Below are 14,380 nucleotides of genomic sequence, written 5' to 3' on the forward strand. Positions count from 1 at the left end.
CAATAGGAAACTTTAAAAACAATAAAAGTTTCCAAAGTTTTACATTTATTTAATATTGATTTTCATCTAATTACAATTTTGAATAAGTAGATAAAATTTATGTCCTTAAGGTTTTGTAGGGTTATGCGCCGCTTCTGCACGTTTTTTCTCAATATAATTTTTATAGGATTGTTCTCCTTCTTCTTCCCAAAAGTCATCATAATGTTTCCATTGGGAAAAATCCCATTTCATATTGGAACAGGAATCTTTCTTGAATACTTCTTTCTTTTTTTTCTTTTTGGAATTACCAGATCCATTGCCGCCACCAAATCCAAAAATTATTTTGGATAACAACAGTATGCCCAAAGCCATCCAATAATCTACTTCAGGTAAGCCAAATAAATAAGGCATGAGCCAATTCCATAGGCGCATAAAAATATAACCTACCAAAAAGGTAATGCCTATACCCAATAAAATGTAAAAGAAAATTTTAAAGGTCTTATAAACATAAAATTTTACGGTCTTTTCCATGTTTTTATTTGTTTTAGTTTTCATAAGTGAGTTTTTTAAGTTCTTGAATTTCCATGTCTTTTAATAAAATTGATAAAGCCCGGTGCCTTCGCGACATTAAAGTACCAGATGAAATGCCTGTTTCCCTTGAAATCTCCCTATAGGTATAGCCTTCAAAATCAACAGCAATAATTATATCACGGTACATTGGTTTTAGATTGGCAATTGCAATCTTGAGCTTTTGCCTAATTTGTTCAGGGTACGTAGATGATGATCCATCATAAAATTTGACCGTAAAATCTGTCCAAAGTTGTTCTATCTCTTCTTGGTGGTCAACACGTCTTTTTTTGCTACGGAGTATGTCAGTAATTTTGTATCTAATGGCACCGTATACAAAACCACCAATATTGTTTATGGGTAGTGCATCTAAGGGTCTTGAAAAAATACGCAACGCTACTTCCTGAATGATGTCCTCTGCATCACTCTCTGAGGTTTGTTTAATTTTAGACTGAATATAGCGTTTAAGGGAGCCATATTCTTCTTCAAAGAAACTGTTCAGGTCGTTATTATTTTCTTGGTTGGATGCCATCCAATGGTTTTACAAGTGGTCTTCATATATAAAGACGAATTTTTTGGAGGCTATTGCATTTTTAGGGGATTATTTTTAAATGCTTAAAGTTTTAGGGGTTTTCATTTAGTAGTAAACCTCCTTTTGTAAAGTATAAAAAATATCAAAAGGACTATTGCCAAAGCGGCACTTATATACCATTTGGAAATTCTTTTTTCCTTTGGAGCAGGGGTTTCTATTATTTCCAATAATTGGTTGGCCGCTATTTGTGTTACCACTTGGGAGTTTCCACCGGTCCAGTTAACAATTACACTATCAATTTGTGTTTGTAAGCCTATTCCAAAATGGGCAATGACCGAATTTTGTGATAAATGGCTAGATCCGCCACCATCAATCTCCCTAATTTGTTTCTTGCCATTAGTAATAACGGTTACACGAGACCCTATGCCATTCGTTTCAGATGCAATCCCTTTTAAGGCTACTTTTAACCAATTGCCTTTTTTAATATCATTCCTAAATAATTTTGTTTTTGACGGAATAGGATAGTTTAAAATTGGTTTTTGATTTACCACCAATAAATCCATATCGCCATCATTATCCATATCAAAAATTATGGAACCTCTACCTATGCCATAATCGTTTATACCGTATTCCCTGCCATTTTCCGTAAAGGAGCTGTCCTTGTTTTCAAAATAGAAATTTCCCATTGGGGTACAGTTTGGATTTAAATCGCCATTGGATACAAAAAGGTCTACATCCCCATCATGGTCAAAATCCGCAAAATTAGCTCCCCAACTTATTGCAAGGTTGTACGTGCCCAATTCTTTTGCCCGATCTATAAACGGCCGGTCGCGGCCTTGGTTTTCCATTAACCAATTGAATTTAATATTGGTAATGTAATAGTCCATCCAACCATCATTGTTGAAATCCCCAACAGCGGAACCCATTGCATTAATTTTTAGGTCCATACCGGTTTCCTTACTGGCATCTTCAAACAGATTATCCGGATACTCGTTTTTGTACAAAAAATTTGGTACCGCTTTATATCCAAAATCTTGGTTGACCAACAAATCCTGGTCTTGGTCATTATCAAAATCCGTGAAAACCCCACCAAAACCAAATCCTTTATGCCCTAGACCATATTTTTCATATACATTTTTGTATTCCTTGCCTTTGACATTCTTTAATAAATAGCTTTTGGCGGTTTGGTTGGCGCTAACTATAGTAGCGTCTTTTATAATGCCCAGTTTTCCGGTAAATTCTTGAAAATAGTTGCCTACGAACAAATCTGGGTACCCATCTGCATCTATGTCCCCAAAACTTGGGCCTGTGCTAAAGGAGTTGAAATCCTCTAGGCCAAAATCTGTGGTAACATCCCTGAACGTTCCGTTACCATTATTCAGAAATAATAGATTTTTTGCCCTCGGAATAATGTTTTTGCCGTCTGTAGTAGTAATGGTAGTAATGAAGATATCTCTAAACCCATCACGATCAACATCTGCACTAACTACTCCTTGTGTAACAAATTGGTTGGTGAGTTCTAGACCGGAACCTGTAAATACATCTGTAAATGTACCGTCGCCTTTATTATGATATAATCTATCCGATACCATACCCCCGGTTATATATAAATCTTCGAAGCCATCATTATCAAAATCAAAAACGGTTGCTCCGCCACCAAATGTACCTTCATATACTTCATATTGGTGGTCTATACCTGCAGATACCGTAACATCCGTAAATTCTTGTTGGGCCAAAGCGTCCATTTTAACAAGGAGAAACAACAGGAATATAGCCGAGTTTTGAAAGAGTGATATATTTTTCATTTTATTTTTTCCATTCTAGTGCCGTGATGTTTTTGGCTATAACGACACCTTTTTCCAAGCCTACATCATTATCTTGTTTTGTGTGTATACCCCCGTAAAATCTAGAGTCTGCCGTTTCTAGCGCGGCATCCCAAAATGAGTCAAAAGTTCTGCTTACAAAATCGGTATCCTTTAATTCATCCCTTTCACGTCCTTCATGTGCCCTGTCCGTAAAGGTGAATTTGGGACCAAAATTAGATTCAAGTACCGTTGCCGCCGCTGCCGCTTGAATAGCATGGCCAGAAGGGAATGAAGGAAAGGGTGGATCTGGCCAGAAAGACTCCCATTCTTCGTCAATATATTTTGGTATAAAGGTATTTGGCCTTTCGGTAAAAAACTGATATTTCCATTTCCAACAGTTAATAAATGCATCTGCCACTGCCATACCCATTTGGGCAAATACTTTTGCACTTTCTATCATTGTACTATTATGACCTTCTACAGCCAAAACGGCAAAATAATAGGAATGGCCCGGCGGGGTGAAACTTACATCTGGATCGTCTCCCCACCAAATTGCGGCTTCTTTTTCTTTTTTGGTCAACTGTAGATCTTTGAGATATACGCCCTCAAATTGTTTGTAATATGGAGAACCCACCGTAGTATCATAGGGTATTATTGTTGGGTCCTCTACCATTTTGTTAGATACTGCAAAGGTTCTGTTCTTGCCCCAATGCGGATGTAAAGGATGGTGGCTGAAGGATTGTGCGAACAACGGTGGTTTCCAGGCCCCGGGACGATCAGGATGTATCAAAGTTTTATCAAAGTTAGCTAGATACCCCCTATGGCCACCGTCGTTTTTGGACCATTCAAAAATTGATTGGGCCACTGCCTTGCCATATGCTTCAGATCGTTGCCTCGTTTCTGGGTCTATTTGGTTTTTATATTGGTCATAAACCACTTTTTCCAGCGAATCTATTTTTTGAATGTTCTCTTCAGAAGTTTGAACATATATTTTTTTTAAAATTTCTGACTGTCCCGCATTTAACGATAATGGCCAATGATATTCTTTTTCAGTATCTATTTGGGGAATGGAATCAAAACCGCTTAATTGTCCGCTTAGGCTATTATATTGTCCAAAGCCCGGTACTATGGATTCATACATGGTAAGACCAACATATCCAAATGCACGTGAAGCAAAAGTGGGGGAGTTAGAGGGGGTATACCTTGTAATAAATAATGTCATATTTGCCCATTCCAACGCAATTTCTTTTTCTGTCATTGGGCGTTCTTCGCTTTTTTTGCACGCACTAAAAAGCATAATTATGCAGAGAAATGTTACACTATATTTTATTTTTTTGATATAAAATGTCACCATAAGATTGAAATTTTATTCTGAAAATGTATAGGTCTGTAATTCCTTACCATACGTAGTAATCATTAAGTGGCCATTGAGAAGAATTGCTTTAGGTTCACTGCCCAATATTTTAAGACCAGATTCTGATTGGGGTACGTATTTAAATTTACCATTGCCATCACCATACAGTAGGGTTCCATAATTGGCATCGAACTTTCCAATTCTTAATTTATAAAAATCATCATTACCTAAAACCAATATATCTAAATGACCATCCTTATTAAAATCCTTGGCAATTAGTTGTGATGTTGGAGCGTATTGTGCCTGTTGTGGTAAGATGACCTGTTTTAAGTTTTTCTTGCCCAAATTTAAAAACAAGGTCGTTTCTTGATGGTCAATAGTTAATTTTTGAGCTTTTTCTAATTCCGATGCACTAAAAATATCAGTAAGTTTTGCATTGGCATAGGTCTCATAATTTGTAAAGCGTTGTCTAAAACCTGCCAGCTGACCTAAGAGCTCATCCCTTGTTATATAGGGATAACTGGTATTACCAACATAAAAATTCAAAATGGGGTCTATAGAGCCGTTTTGATCAAAATCCGTATAGTAAAGTGTAGCTGGGGTGGCGGAACTTACCTTAAATTGGGTATTTACGCCTATGTTTCCGGCAAGTATATCAATATTGCCATCCTTGTTAATATCCGCAAGTTCCAATGTCGTCCAAAGGCCATTTAATTCATTTTTAAAATAAGTACCGGTCTCCTCTATCAACTTCCCATTTTTGTTCACATATATCCGTACTGGTGCCCAATTTCCCACAGTAACAAGGTCATCTATAGAATCACCATCAATATCTGCCCATTTAGCATCGGTTATTGCTCCGGGCATCTGTAATGAGGGCTGTACCTGTTGTGTTTGGTCAATGAACTCACCCTTGCCGTTGTTTATCAGCACATAACTTCTAGAACATTCTGGATACCTCCCAGGAATATAGTCACCACCAATGAACAGGTCTGTATAGGAATCCTTATTGATATCTGAAAAAGATATACTGCCCGTATTGGTCAGCATGGTCGGTAATGCAGATTTCATCCTGGAAAAATTACCCTTTCCGTCCCCTATGTACAGTCTATCCTGTAAACGAACATCATTTGGTTTTAGGTCATGATATCCACCACTTGCAATATATACATCCAAATTTCCATCTGCATTAGCGTCAAACACGGCAATATCGGTATCAAAATAGTCGGCTTCCTCTAAAAAATCATTTATAGGGCGTTGCGAAAATTTGTTTGCTTTGGTCTGTAAATAAAGTGAGGTGCCTTGTCCTATACCACCGCCTATTAGTATATCTTCCAATCCATTATTATCGATATCGGCTTTAACGATTACCGGACTTTTATGCGAAAATTGCTTCAATAACAAGGATTGCCTTTTAAAATCATTAAAGCCCGTTGATGCATGTTCATAGTTTACGGGAGATTGCACTTTGGTGAACAATGGTTTAAGCTTCTCTGTTTTTGAGACTTTTTTAGAGGCATTGACTTCTTCAATAACTACCGTTTGGTTTGTATGTACAGCAGTAAGTATTTCTTTTATGCCGGAATTCCACTCTATTTGAACTGAGTCTATTACTTGAATATCTCCCATGCCAAAATGTAGGATAGACGAAACTGTAGATAGGTAGCCTTGCGTTGGCATTTGCTCTAAAACCTGTAATTGGTTTTTGGCATATACACTTACTTTAGCACCAATACCAATGGTATTTTTGTTGGATCCTTTTAATTTAATCTTTAAATATCTATTGGTTGTAACATCGCTATCGTTCCTATAAATAAAAGCGGGCTTATTGATATTGTTAACTACTAAATCCAAATCCCCATCATTGTCCAAATCACTATAAACGGCGCCATTGCTATTGGCAGGATGATCTATTCCAAGTTCTTGGGTATGATCGGTGAATTCTGTACCGTTTACATTTGTGTAATAGTAATTGGTTAAATTGGAAGAAGGCATTTCTTTGATAAGTTCCAAAACATCCTGGCGTTGTAAACGTCCTTTGGTCTGTACAAAATCCTCCATGTAATTTATGAAGTCCAAATTGGTATAGTCCCTGTAATACCCATTGGTGATATATAGATCTTTGAAACCATCATTATTGAAGTCGGCAAAAAGCGGGGCCCAACTCCAATCCGTATTTGAAATACCGGATAATTGACCCACTTCGCTAAAGGTACTGTTGCCATTGTTTACTTGAAGCATGTTGCGCATGTACTGATGATGAAAGCCACTTCTAATATTCAGGTCGAATTTTTCATAGTTGTCCGGGGACAATAACAATTTCTGTCTTTTGTTATCCTCTGGCAACATGTCCAAGGTGAAAACATCTTGCCAACCGTCATTATTAATATCAGTGACATTATTACCCATCGAGAAATGGCTGGTATGTCCCATTTGTTTTCCTAATTGATCTGTAAACGTGCCGTTTTTATTGTTGATATACAAGTAATCTGGAACGGTATAATCGTTTGATATATAGAAGTCCTGCCATCCGTCATTATTGATGTCACCGATTCCAATACCTAGTCCATATGATAATGCGGAACCACTGATACCGGCTTCAACGGTTACATCTATAAAGGTTCCATTTCTCTGCTCAAAAAGTCGGGTGCCTTGTAGCGGATCATCTTTTTTAAGGAACTGTTTTGTACTTACCTCATTCAGAACGGGTAAGGATTTTGGATTATGGTTTAATAACAACATATCTAAATCCCCATCCTTGTCATAGTCAAAAAAATATCCCTGATTGCTAAATGCAGCACTTGCCAATCCATATTGAGCAGCTTCGTCCTTAAATATAGGAACATTGTTCTCATCATTGCCCTGATTGATAAAAAGTTGATTTTGTCTTTTTGCATCTGGCAATGCACCTGAATAACAAAGGTATATATCCAATTTTCCATCACCGTTTACATCAACTGAAGAAACCCCTGTTTTCCATGGCCCGGGCCTTCCGTTAATTTTGGCTATTGATGTTACATCCTTAAAATTTAGATTACCTTGGTTAAGGTATAGTTTATTGCTACCCATGTTGGAAGAGAAATACAGGTCCTCTAAACCATCCCCATTAAAATCTCCTGCCGCCACTCCGCCACCATTATACAAGTATTCATAAACCAGTACATTGGCGTTTAAGCCTTCGTTCAAGGTGTTTTCAAATGTTATATTCGTTTGTTCAGGGGTCAATAATGTAAAAAGGTGAGATTTTTTTATAGGGGTATCCGCAACATCAACAGGGTTCTTTTCCGGCCTTTCATTACAACCTATCAATAGAATAATACAAATAGAAAGAAGTGTAAATTGTTTTTTTGTCATTTGCTTAAATGTAAAAAATCTATCCCACAAAGGGATAGATTTTTCGAATAACTCAAAATTAAATTAACTTAATAGCCAGGGTTCTGGATCAATAATTCATTACGATTAATTTCATCTCTACTTAAAGGCATGAAATACATCTTATCATCCCAAATTCTGGTTTCATTATCGGTGTTGTCAACTACATTATAGGTATAGTCATACACCTCTGGATCGTATTGGTAAGGGCTTCTTGGCGTAGCACCCGGCTTTAATTTGGCGGAAACTTTCATAACCTTGATTCCCCTGCCTAAAGTCTGATCGGCTATCATCCACCTTCTGGCATCATGATATCTATGCTCTTCATAGGCCAATTCTATTCTTCTTTCGTTTATATATGCCTCCAATAAAGCGTCCCCAGATGCTGTAATTGCCGGCATACCTGCCCTAAACCTTATTTTGTTGAGCCAATTTCTTGCCTCGCCTTCATCACCGGTTGCAATAGAGGCTTCAACATAGTTCAATACAATTTCGGTATATCTAATAAATGGCCAAGGAACTACTTGTGCACTGGACTGATTATCTACCAAGGACGGGTCTGGATCTATAAACTTTCTTACATAATATCCAGTTCTACTTCCGTTCCAATTTTCAATTGGAGAATCGCGCATATCCACACCAGGAATAATTCCTCCACTACCGTCGTCATAGGTACCGGTCTGTATTTCATCATAAGGGTCAATGGAAGCTACATCATCAGGTCTTGGTTTCCATGGGGCGCCATCATATAGAATGGTAGCTTCCAACCTAGGGTCCCTGTTTTCATAGGGTGAGGCGGCATGATCAGGATTGCTCCAGTCAAACTCAGAACCGTCCATCATTTGATAATCATCCACCAATTGTTGAATAGGTGTATTACCTGCCCAGTTGTGGTACCCGTTTGGACCGTTGTTGATCCCTTGGTGAATACCTCCCAAAGGCCAGTTACTTTCTTGGGTAAATAACGGTGAATGCGTTCTTTCAAATAAAAGTTCAGATCTAGCAGCAGCATCACCAACAGCACTTCCACCTCCCATAGCAATAGAGATGTAGGTTTCTGTTGCTTCTTCCGCAGAAGCAGGTTCAGTTAAGTCCAATTTATATCCGCTGGCCTCACTGTCCAAAACTGCCTTTGCCGCATTTTTAGCTAAAATCCATCTTGATTCCCTATCTCCAGAAGTATAGGCAATCAAGTCTTGATTTGCATAGCTTCCTATTGTAGCCGATTTTTGTGCAGCAGTCGTTGCATCTCTTAGGTCACTTGCCGCATATAGCAATACCCTGGATTTTAGACCCATTGCACTTAATTGAGATGCCCTTCCAGGGGTAGTTTCCTTACCATCCAATAATGAAATGGCATTATCCAAATCTGCGACTACAAAATCGACATTTTCAGCATATGTACTTCTGGCGATGGAGTAATCCTCATCTAGACCATATGGCCTATCAATTAAGGGAGCACCACCGTAGTATCTCATTAATTGATGGTAGTAATAAGCTCTTAAAAAATGTGCTTCGCCAAGTAAACGGTCCTTTAATACCTGATCGTCAAATGTGGCATTTGGCAATTCTTGAATAGCAATATTAGCTTTCCTTATGGCTGAATATAATTCGTCCCACTGTGGAATAATATTAACATTACCGGTACCGGAAGGTGATAATGCCCCTTCTGTAATTACATTAATTCCTCTACCGGAATGCGTAAACATGGCTTCATCTGTCAATGAGGCCAAACCTTCTTCTTCAAACCCTCCATAGCCAAGGGATGCGTAGACATTAAAAACAAAAGCTTGAGCAAGTGCACCATCTGCCCAAGTGGCATCTGCTGAAATTGAATCTAAAGGTTGTGTTTCCAAAAAGTCTTCGTTACACGATATAGGTATCAACGCAATGGTCAATAAACCTAAGAGTAGTAATTTCCTTTTCTTCATAATTTTTTTTTTAAAATGTTAAACTAAAACCTGTGTTAATAATTGACTGCTGCGGATAAAACTGCCCACTATTACTCGTTGATTCTGGATCATAAATGTCTTGTGCTGCCCATGTGGCCAAGTTAAGACCACTCATATACACTCTAAAATTAGAAAGTCCAAACTGTTCTATCATTGAACTAGGAAAGTTATAGGCCAATTGCACGTTCTTAAGTCTAATATAATCTTTGCTGAATAGGTTATATGTATTGTTACCATAATCACCTCCTGTGTAATATGTGTCACCACGGCTTGCCAACCTTGGGTCTACACTACTTGGATTATCTGGACTCCATCTGTTATCAAAGCTATATTTTAGGAAATTTCCGATATCCCCTGATTCTGTCTGTATAAATAATTTTGCGCCGGTGGCACCTTGTAACAATACGGATAAATCAAAGTTTTTGTAAGAAGCATTGAAGGTTACACCAAAGTTAAAGTTAGGATTAATACTATTGGACAACCTCACTTGGTCTAAGTCATTGATGGCACCATCTCCGTTTATATCCTTAAATTTCATGTCCCCGGGCTCTAGTACCGGTTTTACCGCGCTATAATCTAACGTATTGGCGCTAATGGCTGCCTCGTCCCTAAAGACTCCGTCATATTCGTACACCAAATATGATCCTATTGGCTTACCTTCCTGTAATTGATAACTTGGTGCGCCAGGAATCTCATCTAAAAATTCTACCGAGTTTTGTGCATAACCACCATTTACACCAACATCCCATTTAAATCCTTCTACACTACCACCATAATAATTCAAAGCAAATTCAAAACCTTCGTTATTTACCTTACCTGCATTTACAGGAGGCAATAGATCAGAGATACCTGAAGACCCCGGAGTGGAACCTGTTTTTTGAATTAATATCTGGTCTCTTTTGTTCAGGAAATATTCCAATGTAAAACTAAGTTTCCCATCTAATACAATACCGTCCAAACCAACGTTGAAATTTTTGGCCCTTTCCCATGTAAAACTTGGGTTGGCCAACAAAGGCTCGTTAAGAATGGTCTGTACTTGCCCATTTATTGGATACTGCCCAAATTCATAAATTGACTTATATGCATATTCCTGTAATTCGTCATCTGTAATTTCACCATCGCCATTACTGTCAAAGGAAACTTGATCGTTACCCATTTCACCGTAAGATCCTCTAAGTTTTAGGTAGCTGATAGAATCTACATTAAACCAATCTTCATTATTAATATTCCAACCTACCAATAGACCAGGGAAGAATCCAAAACGATCATCTCCCGGGAAAATATAAGAACCGTCATATCTCCAGATAAACTCTGCCAAATATTTTTCTTTATAATTGTATTGAGCACGGCCATAATAACCCAATCTGGTCCTGTTATATGCGTAACCATCCGTTTCTTGGGCAATCTCACCACCAACTCCTAATTGGTCTACGGCTGTTGACAAAAAGTTTCTTCTAAAAGCAGAGAAAAATTCCCCTTGAAAATTTTCACGGGTTACACCCGCCAATAAGCCTATAGTATGGTCTTCGCCAAATGTTTTGTCATAGGCCAATAAACCGGTTAGGTTGGTATTCAGTACATTGTTGGATGATTGCAACAATCTAGGATCCGTGAAGTTAGATCTAATGGCCCCGCTCAAAACAGGATTGCCGGTAGCCATATAATTGGCACGGTCCAATGAATATAAAGTCCAAGGCGTTTGCCAAAGTTTTCTACGTAACTGACTTTGGTCTACACCCGCCATTAAGGTTAGCTTTAAACCATCTACCCAAGGGTTGGTAATGTCTACGGAACCTGTAAACTGTAAATAATCCGTAGGTTGTTTGTCGTAACCCGTTTCATTAGTGGTTACAACCACTGGTTGTTGTCCGTTTTCAATATCAGGACCTGGTAGTCCATTTGGCCATACTGCCGGTTCATTAGGTCTTCCTCTCATCAACATTCTAAATATAGCTCCGGCCCCTTCTGTAGGGAAAGTTCTATATTCCTTTCTGTACCCCATACCTAATTTGGTAGAGATGTAATCGTTGATCTTGGCGTCCGTATTCAACCTGAAATTGTACTGTTGATATCTGTTGGCAGAATTCTTATAGATAGCACCTTGATCGGAATAGCCCAAAGAGGCATAGTATTTTAAATCTTCACTACCACCACTAATGGATAGATTATGTCTTTGCTGTTCTGCCCAATCTTGAAAAGTAGCCCCAAACCAATCCGTATCCGGATATAACCAAGGATCTGCATTTGTCCTGTGATTGTTTATGGTTTCTGGACTAAACGCTGCGTTTACGGTTTCTGAACCTCCCGGTATTGTGTAGCTTCCGGTAGATTGAAAAGCGCTACTTGCGGCACCCCACTGACTGGCAGGAATATTACTGTTGTAAATGGCCAATTCATTCATAATGGTCTGGTATTCCACGGCACTGGCCATTTCAGGAACCCTGGTAGGCCTTGTAAGTCCAAAATCTGCTTTGTAATTGATTTTCATCTTACCAACACTACCTGTTTTTGTGGTAACGATAATCGCCCCGTTTGCCGCTCTTGCACCATATATGGCCGCGGATGCATCTTTCAGAACAGAAATGTTCGCAATATCATCGGCATTGATTCTTGCAATACCGCCATCCCTGTCAGGAATACCATCTATTACGATTAGCGGCTGATTGTTGCCAAGGGTATTGGTACCACGAATACTAATATTAGATTCATCATTCCCTGGTTCACCACTGGTTTGAACAATGACTACACCAGGTAACCTTCCAGCTAAGGAGTTAGATACACTAATTGCAGGAGAACTTTCTAAAACAGGTCCTTGAACTGCCGTTACCGCACCGGTCACCGTAGCCTTCTTTTGGGTACCATACCCAACAACAACAACTTCTTCCAAGTTTGCAACATCTTCCTCAAGTGTTACGTTTATGGTAGTTTGATTGTTTACGGGTACCACTACAGGCTTAAAACCAATGTAGCTAAACCGTAGACTTGTATTATTGTCGTCTAATGTAATTGTGAAATTTCCATCAAAATCTGCTTGCACGCCTTTAGTTGGATTATTGGCATCTATAACAGATACACCGGGTAGCGGCATATTGTCAGAGGCAGACGTAACCGTACCAGATACCGTTATTCCTTGGGCATATACACTCGTTAGGAGCATACCGCCAAAAAATAAAACCATCGTTAAGATTCCACGATTTCTAATCATGAAAAGCTTAGGGAATTTAAATTGATAATTCATAAAATTAGGTTCTAATAAGTTGTTAGTTAATTTAAATAGTAAAGGTACCGGCCGTCAATTTGAAGGTTACACTGATTTATACAAAGACTATGATACACTATGCTACTGTAAACAAATATATAATAAAATGTTAATTATTTAAATTAATATTATATAAATTTTCAATATGCTAATATAATAGGTTTTTATTGTTAATATCATATATTTTGGAGAACTATAAAATCCTTTTTTTTTCTCTAGTTTTTTGGCGCTAAGGTCTATTTGTTTGCTGGAAATGAATTATGGAGATTTTATAGAAATGTAGTTGTTTTTTTTGTTTTTACCTTTGTTTTCTATCATCAGAATTTCATGTTGTAACAGTACTGATTATATATGAATTGCTAAAAGTCAATTTTGAAATAATGTATTAAATTGTATATTGGACTGTTATAATTGTATTCTCTTTTATGGCCATTGTTGGAAAAATTTTAAAATTAAAACAGAACAAAAACCTCTCTAAGCACGAGCAATTAGTACAAGGTGTCATAGAAGCTATTGAGGAAGGAAAATTGGCCATTGGTGACCAGTTACCATCCATTAACAATATGGTCGATGAAATAGGATATGCAAGGAAAACCATCTTTAAAGCCTATGAAGAGCTGAAAGATAGAGGGTTGATCGAGTCCAGGCAGTTAAAAGGATATTTTGTAATCAGTCAAGAAACAAACATTACCAAGCGTATGGCTTTGTTATTGTTTGCTTTTCAAAGTTATCAGGAGGAATTCTATAAGACCTTTAGGAAGGAAATGGGTAAGCGTTTTCAAATTGATGTCTTTTTTCATCATAATAACCTAACCATTTTTGAAACCATTCTTAGCAATATTAAAGGTAAATACGGAATGTATGTTATTGCCCCAATACAAGACCCAAAAGTAGTTCCGCTATTGCAAACTATAGAGCCAAAAAAATTATTGTTGGTAGATAGATATCTGGATTTGGGTACACCTTTTTCATATATCTCACAGGAATTTGAACAAGTTATTTACAGTTCTTTGGTTCAATTGCTTCCTGAGATAAAAAAGTATAATAAGGTCATTTTGTATTTTAATGAAGAGAGCGATTATAGTCCAATATCTATTCGCAACGCGTTTGAAAGATTTTTGGAAAATTACGGAATCAAAGGTAGTGTCAAGAACAATTATTCTTTTGGTACCGCCACAAAAGGGAATCTGTATTTTATTTTAGGAGATACTATATTATGGCATGTTCTAAGGGACTGTGTTAGAAAAAAGTATAAAATTGGCGAGGATATCGGTATACTTTCACAGAATGATAATGTAGCCAAAGAGATTGTATTTGGAGGCATTACCACCATCTCTACCGATTTTAAGGAAATGGCCAAAAAAGCGGCCAGACATATTAAAAATGATAACCTAACCCAATGTATAATGCCATCTACATTAATTAAGAGAAATTCCTTGTAATACGTTCTTGTGCCAGAAATGATTTTTATATCAGGTTTTACCTTAGCGGGATGAGGTCTTAATTATGGTGTGATTCAATAGAAATGGTTTATTACTAGGCATTTTGTTCTATTTTTGA

Annotated in this window: 8 protein-coding genes; 1 reads left to right on the forward strand and 7 read right to left on the reverse strand. The window is 37.6% G+C overall.

Going from position 1 to position 14,380, the window contains the following annotated elements; translation table 11 throughout:
- Positions 1–105: 105 nt before the first annotated feature.
- The 7 genes from Q2T41_RS10715 to Q2T41_RS10745 all read right to left on the reverse strand — a co-directional run bounded on the left by Q2T41_RS10715 (position 106) and on the right by Q2T41_RS10745 (position 12,766).
- The gene (locus Q2T41_RS10715) at positions 106–534 is read right to left on the reverse strand and encodes a hypothetical protein (protein WP_304436079.1); all 429 of its coding nucleotides are present in this window, start codon (positions 532–534) and stop codon (positions 106–108) included.
- Entirely contained in the window at positions 524–1,078 is a 555-nt protein-coding gene (locus Q2T41_RS10720; protein ID WP_304436080.1) for an RNA polymerase sigma factor, read from the reverse strand. The genes Q2T41_RS10715 and Q2T41_RS10720 overlap by 11 nt, the downstream gene beginning before the upstream one ends.
- 101 nt (positions 1,079–1,179) lie before the next feature.
- Positions 1,180–2,883 carry a CRTAC1 family protein gene (locus Q2T41_RS10725; protein WP_304436081.1) on the reverse strand — a complete coding sequence of 568 codons (1,704 nt, stop codon included), beginning with the start codon at positions 2,881–2,883 and terminating at the stop codon, positions 1,180–1,182.
- Position 2,884: 1 nt separating this feature from the next.
- Entirely contained in the window at positions 2,885–4,141 is a 1,257-nt protein-coding gene (locus tag Q2T41_RS10730; RefSeq protein ID WP_304436082.1) for a phosphatase PAP2 family protein, read from the reverse strand.
- Between the two features lie 108 nt (positions 4,142–4,249).
- The gene (locus Q2T41_RS10735) at positions 4,250–7,591 is read right to left on the reverse strand and encodes a VCBS repeat-containing protein (RefSeq protein ID WP_304436083.1); all 3,342 of its coding nucleotides are present in this window, start codon (positions 7,589–7,591) and stop codon (positions 4,250–4,252) included.
- Between the two features lie 68 nt (positions 7,592–7,659).
- On the reverse strand, positions 7,660–9,540 hold the full coding sequence (locus tag Q2T41_RS10740) for a RagB/SusD family nutrient uptake outer membrane protein (RefSeq protein WP_304436084.1): 1,881 nt from the start codon (positions 9,538–9,540) through the stop codon (positions 7,660–7,662).
- 10 nt (positions 9,541–9,550) lie between these two features.
- Complete coding sequence (locus Q2T41_RS10745) at positions 9,551–12,766, reverse strand: SusC/RagA family TonB-linked outer membrane protein (protein WP_304436085.1); 3,216 nt, start codon at positions 12,764–12,766, stop codon at positions 9,551–9,553.
- Positions 12,767–13,245: 479 nt separating this feature from the next.
- Here Q2T41_RS10745 and Q2T41_RS10750 point away from each other — a divergent pair, with 479 nt between their 5' ends.
- Entirely contained in the window at positions 13,246–14,262 is a 1,017-nt protein-coding gene (locus Q2T41_RS10750; protein ID WP_304436086.1) for a GntR family transcriptional regulator, read from the forward strand.
- Positions 14,263–14,380: the final 118 nt, after the last annotated feature.

This window comes from Maribacter confluentis, from assembly GCF_030505015.1.
GTDB classification, from domain to species: domain Bacteria; phylum Bacteroidota; class Bacteroidia; order Flavobacteriales; family Flavobacteriaceae; genus Maribacter; species Maribacter sedimenticola.